Origin of the sequence: Kosakonia sp. N21, assembly GCF_050587465.1 — a bacterium.
Lineage (GTDB): Bacteria > Pseudomonadota > Gammaproteobacteria > Enterobacterales > Enterobacteriaceae.
Genome location: NZ_JBOBHR010000004.1, coordinates 397538 through 419863, shown reverse-complemented (window position 1 = coordinate 419863; position 22326 = coordinate 397538). Strand labels below are relative to the sequence as shown.

Below are 22326 nucleotides of genomic sequence, written 5' to 3'. Positions count from 1 at the left end.
AGGAAGCGGACTTTTGTGAGAGAACTCATAAAAGAACAACGAAAAAGAAACAAAAAAATTACATTAGCAAGGACGGGAATGCCCGTTTGCGACAAGGGCTGCGCAAACGGGCATCAGGCTTAGAGCGAACGGTTCGATAAGGTATCAGCCAGCGTACGATCGGCCAACAGAACCTGCCATGCATCTTCAATATGTTGAGGAAAATCAACATGCACCAGGAAATCACGCCCGGTTGGCCCGTAGCCATTAGCATCATCACGCAGACGCGGAACTTCACCGAGAATCAGGGACAGATAACGTTCCACCGACCATAAGCCTCTCTGGTGCGGCTGGAAAGTCAGACCGTCAGCCGTGTTGACCAGCAGCGGTGTAAAACCGGGCCAGCTCAGCCAGTGTGGCGCGTCGGCGCACTGCTGGCTGACGCGGGCAAAAGTCGCCATGGTGCGACGCTGCATGGTCGGATCTTGCACCACCATCGCCGTCTTCGGCGTCATCCCCCGGCTGATCAGCATATCCACGCTGAACCGCGCGTTTTCACCACAGTTGGCGGATTTTTCTTCCACCAGGATCTGTTTGTTATCCAGTTGCCAAAACTGCCGGGCGATGTCCGCAAGAATCGCCGCCTCGCTGCGCCCGGTCGTACGCAGTACGTTATAGCGTGGGTGGCGGGCAATGGCGGAATAGAGAAACGTCGTTGAGTGACCAATGCCGCCGCTGATGAGCAGTGGTGTCCCCTGCGCCGCCGCCAGTGCACAGGCGGCATCGATGGTTGGAATCACGGCGTTGCCCGCGAGGATCACCACATCCGCCCGCACCGGCGTCGGTTTGCCGACAAAATCATTCTGCGCCAGCCACGCGCCCAACGCATTGGCAGCCGCCAGCGTCTGTTCAGGCAAAGCGGGAAACGTTGTCAACATGAGCTAAACCTCCTTCGCAAATCTTTTTACAGCCTAACGCGCTGGCGCGAGCTGAATAGCGGATCACTCCGAATCCTGTTCGTGGTCGTTCACGTAAGTTTCTGTAACAAAATTAAAATAAGCACAAACAACCCCAATCACCGAGGTTGCCGTTGGGGCTATCTGATTGTTCGAACATCCCTGTGTGATTTACTTGCCGTCCGCTTCGGCTGGCGGCACCAGCGTTTTTTCAAAGCAGACGGCTTGCGGATTACCGACATAACGCCCGTAATTTTCGCGAATGCGGTAACCATTACGCAGATAAAAGTCGAGCGCCCGTTGATTAATTCTGCGGGTTTCCAGCCACAGGCTGCAATATCCCTGCGCCAGCGCTTTGGCTTCCAGCGCATGCAGCAGTTGTGCGCCAACCCCGCGCGTACCCGGTCGGGCATACATGCGCTTTATTTCGCCAACCGTGTCGGACACGCTACGCACCGCCACACAACCTACAGCGTGCTGGTTTTCGTCTTGCGCCAGCAGAAAAAAGTCATTTTCCCCCCACGCCTGGAGATCAAAAGATGCCCTGCCGCTACTGCCGGTCAGCGCCTGAAGCGTGTCGGAAAGCGCATCCTGCAGTTGCAGGCACGCCGGGTCGGAAGGTGTCGTTACAGTAATAGTGATACGGTTCATTGTGACACTGTCACCTTATGTGAGCTTATTTCTTATCACTTAAGCAGATTGCTTACTGTGCGTAATCTATCATGTTCTTATGCACTTGCATTCTGTTTACCAGCGCACGTAGAATCATTAGCGTCCTAACTATTTACACTGACAACATCTATTGCTGTTACGCAAGGTTGAGGAGACCTGATGCGTTTACCGAAACGCGATCCGTACGCACCGCGTGAATGGGCGCCCCATGAAAAACCGGTGCTGCTGGGTTCGCCCTCCACACCGTTTCACAGTACGCCACGGCGTATCGCCTACGGCATTGTGGGCCTGCTGGTCTGCATGACCGGCGCACTGGGCAATGCCATGGTTACGGCGAACCTGCAAAACCTGCAAGGCACCTTTGCCGCCTGGTCTACCGAGATTGCATGGTTACCCGCCGTGTACGTCATGACCAACGTCTCCATTAACCTGCTGTTGGTAAAGTTCCGCCAGCAGTACGGGTTGCGCGCCTTTACCGAAGGGTTTCTGGTGCTGTACGTACTGGTGACGTTTTTCCATCTGTTCGTTAACGATCTGAGTTCTGCGCTGATTGTTCGCGCCGCACATGGCATGGTGGCGGCGGCGCTCAGCTCATTAGGCATCTATTACCAGATCCAGGCCTGGCCCGCGAAACACCGGTTAAAAGCGCTGACTATCGGCATCACCGGTTCCACACTGGCGATCCCGGTCGCGCGTCTCTTCTCCACCGAACTGTTGCAACTCGACGAGTGGCGCGGCCTCTACTTTTTTGAACTGGGGCTGGCGCTGATTTCACTCGGTTGCGTGATCGCGCTGAAACTGCCGCCAGGCGACCGCAGAAAAGTGTTTGAGAAGAAAGACTTTATTACTTTTTTCCTGCTGGCGCCGGGTATCGCACTCCTCTGCGCAGTGCTGTCGCTGGGGCGTCTGGACTGGTGGTTTGAAGCGCCGTGGATTGGCTGGTCGCTCGCCGGGGCCGTTGTCCTGATCGTCTGCGCTATGGTGTTCGAACATAACCGCAGCAACCCCTTGCTCAATACCCGCTGGCTTTCCAGCGGCAGTATTGTTCGCCTCGGCCTGATTATGCTGCTGATCCGTATTGTTTTGGCGGAACAGAACACCGGTGTTTTTGGCTGGTTGCAGTATGTCGGTTTGCAAAACGATCAAATGACTCACCTTGCCTGGTCGATTCTCGCCGGGATCGTTTGCGGTATTGTCGCCAGTTGCTTAACCATCAAACCGCAGCGTCTGGCCTGGCCGATTGTCACCTCACTGGCGCTGATGATCATCGCCTCGCTGATGGACAGCCAGTCCACCAGCCTGACGCGCCCCGATCAGCTTTTGATCAGCCAGTTTTTGCTCGGCTTCGCCAGTGCGTTTTTTATTGCCCCGGCCATGCTGGCAGGCATTGGCGGCGTTGTTGCGGAGCCGCGCAATCTGGTCAGCTTCTCGGTGCTGTTCGGTATGAGCCAGAATATCGGCGGTCTGCTGGGCTCGGCGATTTTAGGCACCTTTCAAACCTGGCGGGAAAAATATCACTCCAGCTTACTGGCGGATCAGCTCACCACATTAAACCCGGTCGTCAATGAGCGGCTGCAACTCTACAGCCAGCTTTACCAGAGCATGATCGGCGATAGCACGCTGTTAAGTACGCAGGCGGTAACGCAGTTGCAAAACGTCTCAACGCTGGAAGCGAATATCCTCGCGTACAACGATACTTATCTGTTAACGGCTTCGGTGGCCGCTGCCACGCTGATCTGGATTTTGTGGCGCTTGTTGCGCCTGCGTATAACGGCCCGTCTGGCACTGAGACGGGCAACAGGAACCAAATAATGTCGTTATTATTCCCGGAGTGTTTATGAGTCAGCAGGATGCCGCCAAAGCGCAGGCAAATACCCGCAGTAATTTGCGCGTGGTCTCCATTTTTGCCGCCGCCGCGATAGGCCTGGTCGGCGTACTGGTGATCCTCTACGCATGGCAACTGCCCCCTTTTACCCGCCATTCACAGTTTACGGATAACGCCTATGTGCGCGGGCAGACCACCTTTATCAGCCCACAGGTAAACGGCTATATCACGGAAGTCCCGGTTCAGGATTTTGCCGGGGTGAAAAAAGGCGATCTGATTATGCAGATCGATGATCGCATCTACCGCCAGCGCGTGCACCAGGCGCAGGCGACGCTGGCGATGAAAACCGCGGCGCTGGAAAATAATCTCCAGCAACGCAAAAGTGCCCAGGCGGTGATCGCACGGAATGAAGCGGCGTTAGCCAGCGCGAAAGCGCAGGATTTAAAATCGCAGGCGGACCTGAAACGCGTGAAAGAGCTCACGGCAGACGGTTCGCTGTCGATTCGCGAACGCGATGCGGCGCTGGCGACCGCCGCACAAAACACCGCCACTATCGCTCAGGCGCAGGCGACGCTGGAGATGTCCCGCCAGGATTTGCAAACCACCATTATTAACCGCGCCTCATTGCAGGCAGACGTCGAAAATGCCAATGCGGCGCTGGAGCTGGCGCAAATAGATTTGCAAAACACGCGCATTGTTGCCCCGCGTGACGGGCAACTCGGGCAGATCAGTGTCCGTTTAGGCGCTTATGTCAGCGCGGGGACGCATTTAACGTCGTTGGTTCCGGCGCAGCGCTGGGTGATTGCCAATCTGAAAGAGACACAGTTGGCGAACGTACAGATCGGTCAGCCCGTGCATTTCACCGTCGATGCGCTGGATGACGAGACCTGGCAGGGGCACGTGGAAAGCATCTCTCCGGCAACCGGCGTCGAATTCAGCGCGGTCAGCCCGGACAACGCCACCGGCAATTTCGTCAAGATCACCCAGCGCATTCCGGTACGCATTGCCGTTGACGCAAAACCAGAGACGTTGGCGCGCCTGCGCCCGGGCATGTCGGTACAGGTGCATATTGATACCCAGGAGACGCAGAAATGAAGCTGCGCAGCGCCCTTGTTGCGCTGACCGTGACGCTTAGCGGCTGCCAGTCCGCACAGGTCGAACAGGCGCAGCCGACGCTGCACATTCCTGCGGCATGGCGCAGCGACGCTGGCCCGCTCAGCAAAACAGACCGCGTCTGGTGGCGTCAGTTTCACGACAATCAGCTTAATCAGTTCGTCGATCAGGCGCTGCGCTATAACAGCGATGTGTTGATTGCCCGCGAACGGGTTAACGAGTATCAGGCGCGGGTTTATGCGGCCGACAGCGCGCTGTTCCCGGAGCTGGATGCAGGGCTTTCCGCGACGCGCGCCCGTTCGCAGTCTGCCGCCACGGGGTTACCTGTCCACAGTACGGTGTATAAAGGCAACCTGACCGCCAATTACACGGTGGATCTGTGGGGGGCGAATCGCAGCGCGGCGCGCGCAGCGGATGCGTCGCTGGAAGCACAAAAAGCGGCGGCGGCAGCGGCGGATCTGACGGTCGCCACAAACGTGGCAACGGGTTATCTGACCTTACTGTCGCTGGATGAACAACTCCGCGTCACCCGCGCGACGCTAAAAGCCCGGGAAGAAGCCTTGCTGCTCGCCCGTCGCCAGTATGAAACAGGCTATACTTCACGACTGGAGTTGATGCAATCCGATTCAGAACTGCGGGCAACGCGGGCGCAGGTGCCGGTGCTACAGCATCAAATCCATCAGCAAGAAAACGCGCTGAGCCTGCTGTTGGGCCGTAATCCAGCGGCGATTACACGCAGCGCGTTTGCCGGACTCACCCCGCTCACCCTGCCTTCGCAGCTACCGTCAACCTTGCTGAACCGACGACCGGACATCGTCCAGGCACAGCGCCAGTTGGTTGCCGCCGATGCAACGCTGGCGTCATCGCAGGCGAAATTACTGCCCTCGATCAATCTGACCGCGTCCGGCAGTATGCAGGACGATACGCTGCCCGGTCTGCTCGATAACCCACTGCGGTTATGGAGTCTGGGCGGCAGTATTCTGGCGCCATTGCTTAACCGGCAGGCGTTAAATGCGCAGGTGGATGTGTCGATGTCCCAGCGGAATCAGGCGCTTTACGCCTATGAAAAAACCGTGCGCAGCGCGTTCAAAGAGGTGAACGACAGCCTGGATGCCATCACCCGTCTTGGCGAGCAACTGGGTGAGCTGACCGGGCAGGAGCAGGTCGCGCAGGAGACACTGCGGATTGCACAAAACCGTTATCGCAACGGTTATTCCTCCTATCTGGATGTACTGGACGCGCAGCGTACGCTGTTTTCCACCCAGCTTAACGCCGTGCAGGTGAAAAATAATCTGTTGCTGGCGCAGGTGGATCTCTACCGCGCGCTGGGCGGAGGGTGGTCCGGGCTACATTAAGTGATCAAACACCAGAGGTAATGCTATGCAGCAAAAGTGGTCCATGGTTGATGAGTACTTAGAAAAACAGTTGATTGCTGAAGATGAGGTTCTGGCGCAGGTGCTGGCGAACAACCAGCGCGCCGGGCTCCCCGGCATCGATGTTTCTCCTGTGCAGGGGCAGCTACTGGCGTTGTTTGTGCGCATGGTGCGGGCAAAACGCATCCTGGAAATTGGCACGCTGGGCGGTTACAGCACGTTGTGGATGGCGCGAGAATTGCCCGTTGGCGGCGAACTGTTAACGCTGGAAGCCGATCCGTTACATGCCGCCATCGCACGGGAAAACCTGCATTTTGCCGGTGTGGCAGACCGGGTCACCGTCGCGGAAGGCCCGGCATTGCACACGCTGGAAAATCTCGGCGACCGCCCGCCATTCGATCTGGTGTTTATCGATGCGGATAAACCCAATAACCCGAATTACCTGAAATGGGCGCTGCACTATGCGCGCCCGGGTACGCTGATTATTGGCGATAATGTGGTGCGCAACGGTGAAGTCACCAACCCGATGACCACCGATGCCAGCGTACAGGGCGTACGTACCTTTATCGAGATGATGGGCGCAGAGCCGCGGCTGACGGCCACCGCCATGCAAACGGTGGGCGTCAAAGGCTGGGATGGCTTTACCCTGGCGTGGGTAAACGCCTGAAAGGACAATGCCGGATAGCGGCAGACACCCGTATCCGGCCAGGAAAAGCAGAGAGCAGTTACCCGCTGATTTGCTCCATCGCCTGCAAAATACGCTTATCGGAGATGGGGTACGGCGTACCGAGTTGCTGCGCAAAGTAGCTGACGCGCAGCTCTTCGATCATCCAACGGATCGCTTTGACGTCCTCCTCTTCGCGACGCGCTGGCGGGAGCTTATTCAGCCACTGCTGCCATGCCTGCTGCGTCTGTTCGACTTTCAGCATCTGCGCGCGATCGCGGTGCGGATCAATCGCCAGTTTCTCCAGCCGTTTCTCAATCGCCTGCAAATAACGCAGCGTATCGCCCAGGCGGCGGAAACCATTCCCGGTGACAAATCCGCGGTATACCAGACCGCTCATCTGCGCTTTGATGTCGGACAGCCCCAGCGCCATGGTCATGTCCACGCGCCCTTTCAGCCGCTTATTGATGTTAAAGACCGTCGTCAGGATCTGCTCGACCTGTTTGGCTATCTCCACCACCGTGTCATTCAGCTCTGCACGAACCTTCTCATGCAGCGCAGCGAAGTTCTCCTCCGTCCACACCGGGCCGCCCGCGTCGTCAATCAGCTTATCCACGCCGCAGGAGATACAGTCATCAATCAGATCCAGCACTTTGCCGTACGGGTTAAAGTAGAGCCCCAGTTTGGCTTTGTTAGGCAGTTTTTCGTGCAGGTACTTAATCGGCGAAGGAATGTTCAGCAGCAGCAAACGGCGGATACCGCGCCACATCGCCTGTTGCTGCTCCTGCGGGTTATCAAACAGCTTGATCGCCACACTGTCGCGTTCATCCACCAGTGCGGGCCAGGCTTTGACCTTATAGTTGCCGCGCTTCTGCTCGTAGCTTTCCGCCAGCGTGCCAAAACTCCAGATATGTAACCCGCTCTGTTCGATGCCGTCATCGGCAACGGCGGAGAGCGTCTCCTGCACTTTGCCTTTCAGGCTCTCTTTCAGTTCAGCCAGCGAACGCCCTTCAAGCAGCTTTTTGTTTTTGTCATCCACCACGCGGAATGCGATTTTCAGGTGCTCAGGCACCTGATCCCAGTGCCAGTCGTCGCGATCAATGGTCACACCGGTCATACGGCGCAGTTCACGTTCCAGCGCATCCAGCAACGGCAGTTCCAGCGGTGTGACCCGCCCCAGAAACGCCTCGGCGTAGTTTGGCGCCGGGACAAAATTGCGTCGCGTCGGCTTCGGTAACGATTTGATCAGGGCAATCACCAGTTCACGACGCAAACCGGGGATCTGCCATTCAAACCCGCTCTCTTCCACCTGGTTAAGCAGCGGCAAGGGAATATGCACCGTCACGCCGTCGGCGTCCGTACCCGGTTCAAACTGGTAGCTGAGGCGCAGTTTCAGGTTACCCTGATGCCAGAAGTTGGGGTAATCCAGCTTGCTGACGCTCTCCGCCCCCTCTTTGATCAGCATGCTCTTCTCAAAGTTGAGCAGGTCCGGCGTCTCGCGGCTGGCCTTTTTCCACCAACTGTCAAAATGACGGGCGGAAATTACCTCATGGCTGATGCGCTGATCGTAAAACTCAAACAGCGTTTCGTCGTCCACCAGAATGTCGCGGCGGCGGGATTTGTGCTCCAGCTCTTCCACTTCTGCTCGCAGTTTCAGGTTGTCGCGGAAGAACGCATGGCGGGTTTGCCAGTCGCCTTCAACCAGCGCGTGGCGGATGAACAACTCGCGGCACAGCGCCGCATCGATCTGGCTGTAGTTAACCTTGCGCGCAGCGACAATGGGCAAACCGTAGACCGTCACTTTCTCTGTGGCCATCACCGCGCCCTGCGCCCGTTCCCAGTGCGGTTCACTGTAGGAGCGCTTGATCAAATGCTGCGCCAGCGGTTCAACCCACTCAGGGTCGATACGCGCGGCAATGCGCCCCCACAGACGGCTGGTTTCCACCAGCTCGGCGACCATCGTCCATTTTGGCGGTTTTTTAAATAATCCGGAGCCGGGGAAGATAGAAAAACGCGCATTACGCGCACCGGTGAACTCCTGCTTGTCGGCATCTTTCATACCAATGTGCGACAGCAAACCGGTCAACAAGGCGATATGGATTTCACGGTACTCCGCCGGTTCGCTGTTCACCGGTATTCCCAGCTCTTTCACCACCTGGCGCAGTTGGGTATAGATATCCTGCCATTCGCGCACGCGCAGGTAGTTAAGGTAATCAACCCGGCACTGGCGGCGGAACTGATTCGAGGAGAGCGCTTTTTGCTGCTCGCCGAGATAGTTCCACAAATTCACAAACGCGAGGAAATCGGACTCTTTATCGTGGAAGCGCTGGTGTTTCTCATCCGATGCCTGCTTTTTGTCCAGCGGACGCTCACGCGGATCCTGAATCGACAGCGCAGAGGTAATGATCATGGCCTCGCGCACGCAACCGTGTTTTTGCGCCTCCAGCACCATGCGCGCCAGCCGCGGATCCACCGGCAACTGCGACAACTGACGCCCCATCGGCGTCAGTTTATAGGCCACTTGCTGCTCATCTGTGGTAATGGCACCCAGCTCTTCCAGCAGGCGAACCCCGTCCTGGATATTGCGTTTGTCCGGCGCTTCCACAAACGGGAACGCGGCGATGTCGCCCAGCCCCAGCGCGGTCATCTGTAAAATGACTGAAGCCAGGTTGGTGCGCAGAATTTCCGGGTCGGTGAACGCCGGGCGCGACAGGAAATCGTCTTCGGAATAGAGGCGAATACAGATCCCTTCCGATACACGACCGCAACGGCCTTTACGCTGATTGGCAGAGGCCTGCGACACCGGCTCGATGGGCAGGCGCTGCACTTTGGTGCGGTAGCTGTAACGGCTGATACGCGCCGTTCCGGGATCGATCACATATTTAATCCCCGGCACGGTGAGCGATGTTTCCGCCACGTTGGTCGCCAGCACAATGCGTCGACCGCTGTGCGGCTGGAAGACCCGGTTCTGTTCGCTGTTGGACAACCGCGCGTAGAGCGGGAGGATCTCGGTATGGCGCAAATCACGCTTACTGAGTGCATCGGCGGTATCGCGGATTTCACGCTCACCGCTCATGAAAATCAGAATGTCGCCCGCGCTTTCACGCCCCAATTCATCAACCGCGTCAAAAATCGCCTGTAACTGATCGCGTTCCGTGTCGTCCGCTTCTTCGACAATCGGGCGATAACGCACTTCGACCGGATAGGTGCGACCGGACACTTCAATGATGGGCGCATTATTGAAATGGCGTGAAAAGCGCTCCGGATCGATGGTTGCCGACGTGATGATAACTTTCAGATCGGGGCGGCGTGGCAACAGTTCACGCAGGTAACCCAGCAGGAAGTCGATATTCAGGCTACGTTCGTGCGCTTCATCGATAATGATGGTGTCGTACTGCATTAGCAGGCGATCCTGCTGGATTTCCGCCAGCAGAATCCCGTCCGTCATCAGCTTGACCATGGTGTTATCGCTGACGTGATCGCTAAAGCGGACTTTATAGCCGATGCAACCGCCCGGTTCGGTTTTCAGCTCTTCGGCAATACGATTTGCGACGGTGCGCGCCGCCAGACGGCGCGGTTGCGTATGGCCAATCAGGCCCTTAATACCACGCCCCAACTCCATACAAATTTTCGGCAACTGCGTGGTTTTACCGGAACCGGTTTCCCCGGCGACAATCACCACCTGGTGGTCACGCACCGCCTCAAGGATGGTCTGTTTCTTCTGGCTGACCGGTAAATTGTCCGGATAGTCGATAGCCGGGCGCGCCGCTTCGCGCAGCAGGACTTTCCCTGCCGCCTCAGCCATCTCCTGGGCTATCTCGCGAAACAGCGCTTGTTGAGATTCAGGATTTTTAACTTTCTTACTGCCCTGGAGCCGACGGGCGAAGCGCTGCTTGTCGCGCAGCATCAGCGTATCGAGTTGATGGTGGAGATCGGTAATCGTTACTTTATTTTGTTCTGTCATGGCGTTATTGGGCAGAGCACTGCCGGTAAACATCTTTAATTTTTAGTCGCGATAGAATACCACATCGCGACGCACCTTTTCTTGTTCAAGAAATTTGAATATAGGAATCGATATATTGCGCTATTCACGCTGGCGAATTGTGCATACAGTGTCACGAAGAAACGGGGCAACCCACATCAATACAACAAAGGAAACACCCAATGAGCAAAGTATTAGTTCTCAAATCCAGTATTCTGGCAGGGTACTCACAGTCAGGTCAGTTGGCAGATTATTTCGTTGAACAGTGGCGCGAAAAACACGCTGCCGATCAGATTACCGTTCGCGACCTGGCCGCGAACCCAATCCCGGTGCTGGATGGCGAACTGGTTGGCGCGCTGCGCCCGAGCGATGCGCCGCTGACTCCGCGTCAGCAGGAAGCGCTGGCGCTGTCCGACGAGCTGATCGCTGAACTGCAAGCTCATGACGTGATCGTTATCAACGCGCCGATGTATAACTTCAACATCCCGACGCAGTTGAAAAACTATTTTGACCTGGTTGCACGTGCTGGCGTGACATTCCGCTACACCGAACAGGGTCCGGAAGGTCTGGTGAAAGGCAAACGCGTGGTGGTGGTCTCCAGCCGCGGCGGCATTCACAAAGATACCCCGTCTGACCTGGTCGCGCCGTACCTGAAACTGTTCCTTGGCTTTATCGGCATCACCGACGTGAACTTTGTCTTCGCCGAAGGCATCGCTTACGGTCCGGAAGTGGCGACCAAAGCGCAGAACGATGCGAAAGCCGCGATCGACAGCCTGGTCACCGCCTGATATTTCTCCCTCTCACCACCCGGTGGGAGGGATCTCTCCGACATCCCCTTCCTGTGCAGTCGACGCTTTCGTCACCGCACGAATGTTTTCCAGTATGGCATCAAACTGCTGCAACTCCGCGGCTGGCAAATCGAACACATGGCTAAACAGCGGTGCCAGCATAGCGTGTATCTCGTTGCAGATGACGATCCCCTGCTCAGTGATTTTTATCGCATATTTTCGCCGATCGTGAGTATCAATCGCGCGGGCCAGAAACTTCAACTTCATCAGGTGTTTTACTAACTCCCCCACACTGGGATCTTTTAATCCCAGGCGCTGCGCCAGTTGTCGCTGCGTCAGTTTTTCCGCTTCGTTGTGGATGCACACCAGGATCAACCAGCTGTTAAATCCGATGTTGTGCGCTTTGATTTTCTGTTCGATCAGGAGTTGCAGGTTATGGGAAGCTAAATAGAGCAAATGCGCCCGCGATAAGCACGCGTGGTTGTCCATACGTTCATCCTGAGCAAAAACGTTTGAGCACAGCAAAGAGGAGAAGTGGCGCCGGGTGCCTCCCGGTAAGCTATGTTTGATCGCATAGCTTGCGCAGCAATGTCCTGACCGATCAAAAGCGCCCCGCCGCAGAGGGGGATTCACCACGTTTACTTGAGCATTCACACCCGCAGGGATAGCGATCGCCGTGTGGACAAGCCTATACCCGGCTAATTATAATGAAAATAGCCGTTCACTTATCATTTCTATAAAGTTTCATTATGTTCAATCCGCATCTTTTACGTTCCTTTTCGGCGTTGATACAGGCAGGCTCCTTCACCCGCGCGGCCGATATGCTGGGTATTACTCAGGCAGCAGTGAGCCAGCATTTACGCCAGTTGGAACAGCAGACCGGCACGTTGATTTTGCGGGCGAAGCGCCCGTTAGAACTGACGCCTGAAGGTCAGGCGTTGCGGGAGTATTGTCTTGAACTGGAACAGGCAAACAAGCGCTTGCAGCACCGACTGAATGATAAAGTGAACGAAGGCGGAGAAATTAGCCTCATCACTCCCGGCAGCATTGGCCTACGCATTTACCCGTTGCTGCTTGCGCTGCAACAAACGCAACCGGAATTGACCATTCGCCACAGTTTCGCGCCCGATGTGGATGTGATTGCGGCGTTGCTGAATAACCGCTTCGAAATAGGTCTGGTGACGCAGAAACCGGATGACGCGCGTTTGATGGCGCATAAATTTACCGAAGAGCCGCTGGAACTGCTGCTGCCCGCCGGTTTTGTTTTGTCCTGCTGGCAGGATCTGCAATCGCTGGGGTTTATCAACCACCCGGATGGTAACGCGATGGCAACGCGCCTGCTGAGCCGTTGTTTTCCTGGCAACCCGGGCATTCAGTCATTGCCGGTCAGCGGTTTTATCAATCATATCGGGCTTATCCCCGAACCGGTGTCTCGCGGGCTCGGCTTTACCGTACTGCCCCGCTACGCCAGGCTCGCCTTCCCCCGTCAGCACTTATTGCAGGTCAGCAGCGGTAGCGTGAATGTGGTCGATACCCTCTGGTTGGTGCACCGCGCCGAGTGGCCGTTAACGCACCGGGCCGAGCGGGCGCTGACCTGGTTGCGTCAGCACCTGGAGGATGAGGTCAATCCTTCGCTGGCGACTTCTTCAGCCATTTACCGTTAATGCCCTGGACATAGTCGCCGGGTTTGGCACGTTCAACCAGTTTCTGCCCGGCCATTTTTGCCACATCATCTACCGGAATGTTGTTGCTATCCGCCAGTTGCTGGTAGCTTTCCGTACGCGCTTTGTTAATCCGGTCGACCAGCGCCAGCGTCTCTTTATCTTTGCTGATGGCCGCCACGTAGCCGGTAAGCGTTTCACCCACCCGCCCCTGTGCGCGGGCTTCATCGAGGGTCAGCGCCTGTGCGGTTGTGCTGAGCAAGCTCATCGCCAGCAATGCCATTACGACTCTTTTTTTCATCATGGCCTCAGAACAGATCGCTGCGTGATTTCAGCAGGGTTTCAACGTCTTTATCCACTTTGATGTGGATTTCATGTTCGATCTTCACATTCATATTGATGGTGATCGGCTCTTTCGGCGCCGCCACTTCTATGCGCGGCGTACAGCCGGAAAGCAGCATCACCAGCAGGACGCCCGGCACGGCTATCAGGGTTTTCATTTTCTTTCCTCACACGCTTCGCCCTTCGCACAGCGGGCTTCAGGCAGCACCGCATTTTGCTCAAGCCATGACTGCAAATTGTCGCCAAAACGTAAACTACGCCATAAGGTGAAGACGTTCTCTTCATGGGTATAGTTCAAATTTACCGTACTGCTCTTGCCTTCGACAAAACTGGTGCCGCTGATGGCGGCCTGCATGGTTAACACGCCCAGATTATCCAGATTTATCCTGGTCCACGACCGGGAAATTTCCATATAACGCAGCCAGTTAATGGCCGCGCCCGCAGTCATATTGTCATTGACCACCGCATCCGCCGTGTCTTTATCAATACGCAGCGTCATCGGACCGGGATTATGCAGCCAGCCATCTTTGATAATCCACTGCGGATTATCAAGCCACAACGGCAGCGCGCCGTCGAACGGCCCGGAGAGGGCAAACTGTTTCGGATTCACCGCGCTTATCAGTTCACTGGAGGAGATATGGTTAAGACGCAACAGCGCCGGATCGTGCTGCGGCATCCGCAACTGCTGCATGGTGATTTTGCCACCGAGAGCATCGACGCTCACGTCACTTAAGATCAGCGGGTTTTCTTCGCTCCACGGCCAGGCGCCCTGTAAATCCGCAGTGAAATTTTTCGCCGTCACCTGGTTAACAATTTCGCCGATACGCAGCGACACCGGGCGGCGTGTTCCTAATTGCCAGGTCGCGTCGCGATAGCGAAATGGCAACACAAAATCGACGCCGCGTATCTGGTTATCCGGTGTCCATACACTGCCGCTTTTCAGTACGCCATGACCGCCCGCAGCAAATCCCTGACCGGCCGCCGCGGAGAACGCCACCTGCGCATTCAAAGCGCCATCGAGCAATTTCATTTTCCAGTCCGGGGGGATCAACGGTTGAAATACCGTTAATGACTGACGAGGCCACCATGCCTGCCCGCGCAGACGTTCTCCATCCCAGCGCCCGTTAACCTGTACCGGACCGATGGTGTCGGCACGCAGATCGCCTTTGAACTGGAACAGCGTCGGCTCGGTACCCTCAACGCGGAACTTCAGCGTTGAAGGCGGTAACACGCTGCCACCGCTAAAGGTGGTTTGCCCGGCATCCAGCGTCAGTGCGCCATTGAATTGTGGGTTTTCGGCATCACGGATCCAGCGGACAGGCGCGTCCAGCGCCAGTCTTGGCGTGGTCATGCGCATGGCGCCATATTGCAACTGATCAAAACCGGTCGACAGATCGGTCAGGGTAATGGCGTTATCCTTCCACTCGCCGCGCCCGGTAACGTCCCAGCGCGCATTCATTGGCGTGAAATGCCCGTCCCCCCAGTAGCGCCAGCGCCAGAGACCGTCATCCGGCAAGAAATCCCGCGCTTGTCCATCCAGATGCAACCGGAAGTCGCCCATCGCATTTTCGTGAGCGTGCAAAATGGCCTGTAAACGCCCGTCGATGCCCCGCTGTGTCAGCTTTACGCCCGCCAGCGGCCAGCGCACTTCATCAATATTCAGTGAGTCAATGACGCGCCCGCGCGAGCGCAGCAGTGCGCCCGGGGTGAACGCCAGTTGTGGATCGTCAAGCGCGCCGCTCAACCGGGCGGGCAGTACCGCATAAAACACCAGATCGCCCTGCTTGGCTTCCCCGGTTAATTGCAACGGCATTTCGCTGTTGTCCATGCTTAAGCGACCCGGCCCGATGGTCAGCACCGCGTTGCCTTTGCCCGCATCCCCCTGCGTCAGCACGTTCAGTCTGCCGCTGAACAGGGCATTCTCCAGCCCCTGTTGCCAGTTTTCGATCTTCAGACCGACGCGACCGCTGAGCGGGAACCCTTGATAGGGCCAGCTCCATCGCCCATCGCTGATGGTGAGTTGCTGGCGGGTCAATTGCCAGGGCAGATCCAGCAGCGGATCGCCGCTGTCGCGCGCCATCACCACCAGTTGCCCTTCATTATTCCGCCACTCCAGATCGGTATCCACCAGCCCTGGCTGCTGCGGCAACGTTAACGTGCTCTGTATATGCCCGTTGACCGGCACGCCCTGTGGGATCTCAGGCAGCGTAAACTCGCCGCCGAGTGTTACCGGGGGCTGATCGTCAAACAAGCGCACTGCCAGCCGTTTCACCGTCAGTGCCTGACCACGCAAGTGCGCGCTGACCTCCACCCGCTCTCCGGTGTAGCTCAGCGTCTGGGTCGCGGGCGTCAGCGCGAGCTGTAGCTTACCTTGCCATGCCTGCCACGGACTCAGCGTTACGCGGTCAACGGACAGCCAGGTGTAAGGCAGCATCGATTGCCACTGCGCGAGCGTGCGCGGTGCGGAAGACGATGCAGATGGCGGGAGTGCGTTCAGACAGGCGCTGTCAATGTCCAGCGAGGCGACACGGAGTTGCCAGCGACTGGGGCGCGTAAGCTCGGCGTTTTGCACATGTGCAAGCTGGCAGTCACCAACCAGATAGCGCAAATCGGGGATTTTCAGGGCGTGACGGGTCAGTCGCGGGCTGGCTTCCATCGCGATGCGCGTCCCTGCTGGCAGCCAGATGCCGGCAAGCGTCGGCACCCAGTATGCAAGGGTCAGCAGCAGCGTTAACGGCAGTAGAATGAACAATAAAACCAGTGCGATGGCGGCTTTGTATTTACCCTTCATGGGCAGGGAATATCCTGATGTTGTCTGTGATTTAGCCGATTTTGCCCGTTATTGTGGCACGTCTGGCCAGGCCTTTGAAGCAGCGGTCTGCTTTAATCATAGTCTGGCTGTTGCATTTTCAGTAGCGCAAGCAGATAGTGCCGAAGTTTCATTTATTTATGGATGTTGATTATGTTTACCAAAGCGTCACTGATCCGCGGCTGGTTTGCCGGAGCCACGGTTTTTACCTGTTTCAGTCTGGGCAGCTATGTCGGTGAACAGTACTTCCACGGTTCGAAAATTCCCTGGCTTATCAGCGTGTTTATCGCATTTTTCATCTGTTGGGGTGCACGCAGTTCACTCAGACATCTCCGTTAAGGATGACCCCGGTTCAGCCGTTATACTGAATCCAGGCATACATTAACCATACCCATGATTATCAATAAAATTTGAATGTTTACATAATAATTTTAAAGCGTGATAATATGGGGAGAAAACCACTGGAGAAAGTCTTATGAAACTCGCGGTATATAGCACAAAGCAATACGATAAAAAGTATTTGCAGCATGTTAACAAAGATTATGGCTACGAGCTTGAATTTTTCGACTTTCTGTTAACTGAACGAACGGCGAAAACGGCCAACGGCAGCGATGGCGTCTGTATTTTCGTTAACGATGACGGTAGCCGCCCGGTGTTGGAGGAGTTGAAAAAACACGGCGTGAAGTTTATCGCTCTGCGCTGCGCCGGTTTTAATAATGTCGATTTAGAGGCAGCCAAAGAACTGGGCCTCCGGGTGGTGCGTGTTCCCGCCTACTCGCCGGAAGCGGTTGCAGAACATGCGATCGGCATGATGATGGCGCTAAACCGCCGTATCCACCGTGCCTATCAGCGCACACGCGATGCCAACTTCTCTCTTGAAGGGCTGACCGGTTTTACCATGTATGGCAAAACCGCTGGCGTGATCGGCACCGGCAAGATCGGCGTTGCCGCATTACGCATTCTGAAAGGGTTTGGTATGCGCCTGCTGGCGTTTGATCCGTACCCGAGCGAAGCCGCGCTGGAGCTTGGCGTCGAATATGTCGACCTGGAAACCCTGTTCTCCCAGGCTGACGTGATCTCCCTGCACTGCCCGCTGACGCCGGAAAACTTCCATCTGCTTAACCGCGCCGCTTTTGCCCAGATGAAAGACGGCGTGATGATCATCAACACCAGCCGCGGCGGCTTGATTGACTCGCAGGCGGCGATTGATGCGCTGAAAACGCAAAAAATCGGCGCGCTGGGAATGGACGTGTATGAAAATGAGCGCGATCTGTTCTTTGAAGATAAGTCTAATGATGTGATTCAGGACGACGTCTTCCGCCGCCTGTCAGCGTGTCATAACGTGCTGTTTACCGGTCATCAGGCGTTCCTTACCGCCGAAGCGCTGATCAGCATCTCCGAAACGACGCTGGAAAACCTGCGCCAGTTACGTGACGGCGAAACCTGCCCGAACGCGCTGGTCTGATTGCCGTTCCCCTCACTGCGGGGGGCGGCTTTAAGAAAATCCCCCGATGACACATCAACGCGGCCTGATACACTGCCGCGTTTTGATGGAAAAGCCCTTAGAGGACGAGATGAAAAAAATTATGGCCTTACTGGCGCTGAGCGCAGTACTTTCTGGCTGCGTCAGTTCACGCAGCGATACCCTGAAGCCGGAGCAACTGGCGAACCAGCGTTTTGTACTGGAATCCGTTAACGGCCAACCGGTGCAGTTAACCGGGCAACTGCCGGAAATCAGTTTTGATCAGGATTTGCGCGTTTCCGGCAAAATGTGCAACGGCTTTACCGGCCAGGGGAAACTCTCCGGCGGCGAGCTGACCGTCAAGCATATGGGTATGACCATGATGTTGTGTGCGGAGCCGCAACGCAACGAACTGGATCACACCATTAATACGCTTCTCAGCAACGGTGTGCAGGTGGATATCACCAACAATCAACTGACGCTGGCAACCGCCAGTCAGTCGTTGGTCTACAAGCGCGCGAACAAAGCTTAGTAGCTGCCGCAGCTCCCGGTGGCAAGCGCCTGTTCGCTACAGCGTTTGCCATTGGGTAATGCGCACATGCCAACCATTGTGCCGTCGAGCTGACGCGCCGCAGATAATGCACCGCCAACCATTGCGCAGTTCGCCTGCCCACCGCTCGACATCGCGGCTTTAAGTCCCGGCGCAACATGCGCGGCGGTGGCTTGCTGAACAGGTTCATTACTACTGCACGCCGACAATAATAACGCGGCACATCCTACCCAAAACGCAGCACGCATTTCTCTTCCCCTTGCCCAAATGGAATTGGCTCTTATTAACGCGAAACCCATGCATGATAGGCAGCGCAGCGCAATACGTCGAGAGCTGAAATGCGTATTTATGCGACCTGATTACATTTTTTGCGATTTATTCATACCGCAGCGTCGGTAAATAGAACAATTCATTGATTAGAGTTATGTCTGAGGACACAAAAGCGAAAATTGCGCGGCGGGCGGTTTGCTAAAATAGAGGGATAATTACAGGACTCGTCGCTGTTATACGCGTCCCTTTTATTTTAGCAATGTAAGGATCGTCTATGATCACGATTGACGGTAATGGCGCGGTCGCCTCCGTTGCGTTTCGCACCAGTGAAGTTATCGCCATCTACCCGATTACCCCCAGCTCAACCATGGCTGAACAGGCAGATGCCTGGGCGGGTAACGGTCTGAAAAACGTCTGGGGCGACACGCCCCGTGTTGTGGAGATGCAGTCTGAAGCGGGCGCTATTGCCGCAGTGCACGGGGCATTGCAGACCGGTGCGCTCTCCACCTCGTTTACGTCATCGCAGGGTTTACTGCTGATGATCCCTACATTGTACAAACTGGCCGGGCAACTGACGCCGTTTGTGTTGCATGTCGCCGCCCGCACCGTCGCTACACATGCATTGTCTATTTTTGGCGATCATTCGGATGTCATGGCCGTACGCCAGACCGGCTGCGCCATGCTCGCGGCAAGTAGCGTACAAGAAGCGCAGGATTTCGCGCTGATATCGCACATGGCGACGCTCAAAAGCCGCGTCCCTTTTATTCATTTCTTTGATGGTTTCCGTACTTCACACGAAATCAACAAAATCATGCCGCTGGCGGATGACACGATACGCAGTTTGCTGCCGCAGCAGGAAATCGATGCGCACCGCGCCCGGGCGCTGAACCCGGAGCATCCGGTGATCCGCGGGACATCGGCAAACCCGGACACGTACTTCCAGTCCCGGGAAGCCACCAACCCATGGTACAACGCGGTTTATGAGCATGTGGAACAGGCGATGAACGATTTCGCCGCCGCAACAGGCCGCCAGTACCAGCCGTTTGAATATTACGGCCATCCGCAGGCCGATCGCGTGATGGTGCTGATGGGTTCCGCCATTGGCACCTGCGAAGAAGTGGTGGATGAACTGCTGACGCGCGGCGAAAAAGTCGGCGTACTGAAAGTGCGCCTGTATCGCCCGTTCAGCGCCGCGCATTTGCTCTCTGTCCTGCCGGAAAGCGCGCGTACCATTGCCGTGCTCGATCGCACCAAAGAACCCGGTGCCCAGGCGGAGCCGCTGTACCTCGACGTGATGACCGCGCTGGCGGAAGCCTTTAATAATGGCGAGCGCGAAATGCTGCCGCGCGTGATTGGCGGCCGCTATGGTCTGTCGTCGAAAGAGTTTGGCCCGGACTGCGTGCTGGCCGTGTTCAACGAACTGCGCGCTGCGAAACCCAAAGCCCGCTTCACCGTCGGTATTTATGATGACGTGACGAACCTGTCGCTGCCGCTACCGGAGAACACCCTTCCCTCACACGCCAAACTGGAAGCCCTGTTTTACGGATTGGGTAGCGATGGCAGCGTCTCGGCCACCAAAAACAATATTAAAATTATTGGCAACGCCACACCGTGGTACGCCCAGGGTTACTTTGTCTACGATTCGAAAAAGGCGGGCGGACTGACGGTCTCGCATTTGCGCGTTAGCGAGCAACCCATCAATTCCGCATACCTGGTGTCGCAGGCGGATTTCGTCGGCTGCCACCAGTTACAGTTTATTGATAAGTACCAGATGGCCGAACGCCTGAAACCCGGCGGCATCTTCCTGCTGAATACGCCTTACAGCGCGGACGAAGTGTGGTCGCGCCTGCCGCAGGAAGTCCAGGCGGTGCTGAACCAGAAAAACGCCCGCTTCTATGTCATTAACGCGGCGAAAATTGCCCGCGAATGCGGTCTGGCGGCGCGTATTAACACCGTGATGCAGATGGCGTTCTTCCATCTCACCCAGGTGTTGCCGGGTGACAGCGCACTGGCGGAACTGCAAGGGGCGATTGCCAAAAGCTACAGCAGTAAAGGTCAGGAACTGGTGGAGCGTAACTGGCAGGCGTTGGCGCTGGCGCGCGAGTCTCTGTTCAACGTTCCGCTGCAAGCCGTCGACCCGACCAGCGCGCATCGTCCACCGGTGGTTTCTGATGCTGCGCCGGACTTTGTGAAAACCGTCACGGCGGCAATGCTGGCCGGTCTTGGCGATGCGTTACCGGTCTCTGCTCTGCCGCCGGACGGCACCTGGCCGGTGGGCACCACCCGCTGGGAAAAACGCAATATCGCCGAAGAGATCCCCATCTGGAAAGAAGATCTCTGCACCCAGTGCAACCACTGTGTCGCCGCCTGCCCGCACTCGGCTATTCGCGCCAAAGTGGTTTCGCCGCAGGCAATGGAAAGTGCGCCAGATAGCCTGCATTCGCTGGATGTGAAATCCCGCGATATGCGTGGACAGAAATACGTATTGCAGGTGGCGCCGGAAGATTGCACTGGCTGTAACCTGTGCGTTGAAGTGTGCCCGGCGAAAGATCGTCAGAACCCGGAAATCAAGGCCATCAATATGATGTCGCGCCTTGAGCATGTTGAAGAAGAGAAAGTGAATTATGATTTCTTCCTCAACTTGCCGGAAATCGATCGCAACACACTGGAGCGCATCGATATTCGTACCTCGCAGCTGATCACGCCGTTGTTTGAATACTCCGGCGCCTGCTCTGGCTGTGGTGAAACACCGTATATCAAGCTGCTGACGCAGCTGTATGGCGACCGGATGATGATCGCCAACGCCACTGGCTGTTCGTCGATTTATGGCGGTAACCTGCCCTCCACGCCTTACACCACCGATGCCAATGGTCGCGGCCCGGCGTGGGCGAACTCACTGTTTGAAGACAACGCCGAGTTCGGACTGGGTTTCCGTCTCAGTGTCGATCAGCATCGCCAGCGCGTTATGCGGCTGGTCGATCAGTTCGCGGATGCCCTTCCGGCTGAACTGAATGCGGCGCTGCACGCGGAGGCCACACCGGAGGTCAGACGCGAGCAAGTTGCGCAATTACGCGCGGCGCTGGCGCATGTCGATGGCGCGCAGCAGTTGCTCACGGATGCGGATGCGCTGGTTGAGAAATCGATTTGGCTTATCGGCGGCGATGGCTGGGCCTATGACATCGGTTTTGGCGGTCTGGATCATGTGATGAGCCTGACCGAAAACGTCAATATTCTGGTGCTGGATACCCAGTGTTACTCCAATACCGGTGGGCAAGCCTCCAAAGCAACGCCGCTGGGTGCGGTAACCAAGTTTGGCGAGCACGGGAAACGTAAGGCGCGGAAAGATCTTGGCGTCAGCATGATGATGTACGGTCATGTCTATGTCGCGCAGATTTCGCTCGGCGCGCAGCTCAACCAGACGGTGAAAGCCATTCAGGAAGCAGAGGCGTACCCTGGCCCGTCGCTGATCATCGCCTACAGCCCTTGCGAAGAGCACGGATATGATTTGGCGCTGAGTCATGATCAGATGCGCCAGCTCACCGCCACCGGCTTCTGGCCACTGTACCGCTACGATCCACGCCGTGAAGACGAAGGTAAAATTCCGCTGGCATTAGACTCCCGCCCGCCATCAGACGCACTGGCGGAGACGTTGCTGAATGAACAGCGCTTCCGTCGCCTGAACGCGCAACAGCCGGAGGTGGCGGAGCAGTTGTGGAAAGATGCCGCGGCTGACCTGCAAAAACGCTATGACTTCCTGGCGCAACTGGCCGGAAAAGCAGAGAAAAACCAGGCGGAGTAACCGCCAGAGTATAAAAAGCCACCGGTTAACGCCGGTGGCTTTTTTAACGCACGGATTTCGCATGACAGCGGCAAAAAGCTG

The 22326-nt window shown here is 56.5% G+C and carries 18 protein-coding genes; 10 read left to right on the top strand and 8 right to left on the bottom strand.

The window, feature by feature from the left end:
* Nucleotides 1-119: 119 nt before the first annotated feature.
* Both ACQ3G7_RS12225 and ACQ3G7_RS12220 read right to left on the bottom strand, forming a co-directional pair.
* On the bottom strand, nt 120-917 hold the full coding sequence (locus ACQ3G7_RS12225) for a YdcF family protein (RefSeq protein ID WP_430889981.1): 798 nt from the start codon (nt 915-917) through the stop codon (nt 120-122).
* 189 nt (nt 918-1106) lie between these two features.
* Nucleotides 1107-1586: a GNAT family N-acetyltransferase gene (locus ACQ3G7_RS12220; protein ID WP_430889980.1), complete on the bottom strand. Its 480-nt coding sequence runs from the start codon at nt 1584-1586 to the stop codon at nt 1107-1109.
* Nucleotides 1587-1766: 180 nt separating this feature from the next.
* On the opposite strand from ACQ3G7_RS12220, the gene ACQ3G7_RS12215 reads away from it, so the two are divergent.
* The 4 genes from ACQ3G7_RS12215 to ACQ3G7_RS12200 are packed head-to-tail and all read left to right on the top strand — an operon-like array spanning nt 1767 to nt 6585.
* Nucleotides 1767-3419 carry an MFS transporter gene (locus ACQ3G7_RS12215; RefSeq protein ID WP_430889979.1) on the top strand — a complete coding sequence of 551 codons (1653 nt, stop codon included), beginning with the start codon at nt 1767-1769 and terminating at the stop codon, nt 3417-3419.
* 25 nt (nt 3420-3444) lie between these two features.
* Nucleotides 3445-4527 (top strand): HlyD family secretion protein, encoded by a 1083-nt coding sequence (locus tag ACQ3G7_RS12210; protein WP_430889978.1) that lies wholly within the window; start codon nt 3445-3447, stop codon nt 4525-4527.
* Nucleotides 4524-5900, top strand: a complete 1377-nt coding sequence (locus tag ACQ3G7_RS12205; RefSeq protein ID WP_430889977.1) for an efflux transporter outer membrane subunit — start codon at nt 4524-4526, stop codon at nt 5898-5900. The genes ACQ3G7_RS12210 and ACQ3G7_RS12205 overlap by 4 nt, the downstream gene beginning before the upstream one ends.
* Nucleotides 5901-5925: 25 nt before the next feature.
* Nucleotides 5926-6585 (top strand): O-methyltransferase, encoded by a 660-nt coding sequence (locus tag ACQ3G7_RS12200; protein ID WP_430889976.1) that lies wholly within the window; start codon nt 5926-5928, stop codon nt 6583-6585.
* Between the two features lie 58 nt (nt 6586-6643).
* Here ACQ3G7_RS12200 and hrpA read toward each other — a convergent pair whose 3' ends face one another.
* Nucleotides 6644-10546, bottom strand: a complete 3903-nt coding sequence (hrpA, locus tag ACQ3G7_RS12195) for an ATP-dependent RNA helicase HrpA (RefSeq protein WP_430890136.1) — start codon at nt 10544-10546, stop codon at nt 6644-6646.
* A gap of 200 nt (nt 10547-10746) precedes the next feature.
* Between hrpA and azoR the strand changes: the two genes are divergently transcribed.
* Nucleotides 10747-11352, top strand: coding sequence for an FMN-dependent NADH-azoreductase (gene azoR, locus ACQ3G7_RS12190; protein WP_430889975.1), 606 nt, complete (start codon nt 10747-10749; stop codon nt 11350-11352).
* 12 nt (nt 11353-11364) lie between these two features.
* On the opposite strand, the gene ACQ3G7_RS12185 is transcribed toward azoR, so the two are convergent.
* Nucleotides 11365-11841, bottom strand: coding sequence for a MarR family winged helix-turn-helix transcriptional regulator (locus ACQ3G7_RS12185; protein WP_430889974.1), 477 nt, complete (start codon nt 11839-11841; stop codon nt 11365-11367).
* A 260-nt stretch (nt 11842-12101) separates the two neighbouring features.
* On the opposite strand from ACQ3G7_RS12185, the gene ACQ3G7_RS12180 reads away from it, so the two are divergent.
* A complete protein-coding gene (locus ACQ3G7_RS12180; RefSeq protein WP_430889973.1) occupies nt 12102-13016 on the top strand; it encodes a LysR family transcriptional regulator in 915 nt (304 codons plus the stop codon).
* Here the strand turns inward: ACQ3G7_RS12180 and ACQ3G7_RS12175 are convergent.
* From ACQ3G7_RS12175 to ACQ3G7_RS12165, 3 genes are read right to left on the bottom strand one after another with little or no spacing between them, the layout of a single operon-like run.
* A complete protein-coding gene (locus ACQ3G7_RS12175) occupies nt 12976-13314 on the bottom strand; it encodes a YdbL family probable chaperone protein (RefSeq protein WP_263100893.1) in 339 nt (112 codons plus the stop codon). The genes ACQ3G7_RS12180 and ACQ3G7_RS12175 overlap by 41 nt on opposite strands.
* A gap of 7 nt (nt 13315-13321) precedes the next feature.
* Nucleotides 13322-13513, bottom strand: coding sequence for a YnbE family lipoprotein (locus tag ACQ3G7_RS12170; protein ID WP_263100723.1), 192 nt, complete (start codon nt 13511-13513; stop codon nt 13322-13324).
* A complete protein-coding gene (locus tag ACQ3G7_RS12165) occupies nt 13510-16146 on the bottom strand; it encodes a YdbH family protein (protein ID WP_430889972.1) in 2637 nt (878 codons plus the stop codon). The genes ACQ3G7_RS12170 and ACQ3G7_RS12165 overlap by 4 nt, the downstream gene beginning before the upstream one ends.
* 171 nt (nt 16147-16317) lie before the next feature.
* Between ACQ3G7_RS12165 and ACQ3G7_RS12160 the strand changes: the two genes are divergently transcribed.
* From ACQ3G7_RS12160 to hslJ, 3 genes are all read left to right on the top strand, one after another.
* Complete coding sequence (locus tag ACQ3G7_RS12160) at nt 16318-16503, top strand: hypothetical protein (protein ID WP_263100721.1); 186 nt, start codon at nt 16318-16320, stop codon at nt 16501-16503.
* Nucleotides 16504-16639: 136 nt separating this feature from the next.
* Nucleotides 16640-17629, top strand: a complete 990-nt coding sequence (locus ACQ3G7_RS12155; protein ID WP_061496118.1) for a 2-hydroxyacid dehydrogenase — start codon at nt 16640-16642, stop codon at nt 17627-17629.
* 109 nt (nt 17630-17738) lie between these two features.
* Nucleotides 17739-18158: a heat shock protein HslJ gene (hslJ, locus tag ACQ3G7_RS12150; RefSeq protein WP_430889971.1), complete on the top strand. Its 420-nt coding sequence runs from the start codon at nt 17739-17741 to the stop codon at nt 18156-18158.
* On the opposite strand, the gene ACQ3G7_RS12145 is transcribed toward hslJ, so the two are convergent.
* Nucleotides 18155-18424 carry a putative hemolysin gene (locus ACQ3G7_RS12145; protein WP_061496120.1) on the bottom strand — a complete coding sequence of 90 codons (270 nt, stop codon included), beginning with the start codon at nt 18422-18424 and terminating at the stop codon, nt 18155-18157. The genes hslJ and ACQ3G7_RS12145 overlap by 4 nt on opposite strands.
* A 296-nt stretch (nt 18425-18720) precedes the next feature.
* Between ACQ3G7_RS12145 and nifJ the strand changes: the two genes are divergently transcribed.
* The gene (gene nifJ / locus ACQ3G7_RS12140; protein ID WP_430889970.1) at nt 18721-22245 is read left to right on the top strand and encodes a pyruvate:ferredoxin (flavodoxin) oxidoreductase; all 3525 of its coding nucleotides are present in this window, start codon (nt 18721-18723) and stop codon (nt 22243-22245) included.
* The last annotated feature ends 81 nt before the right edge of the window (nt 22246-22326 follow it).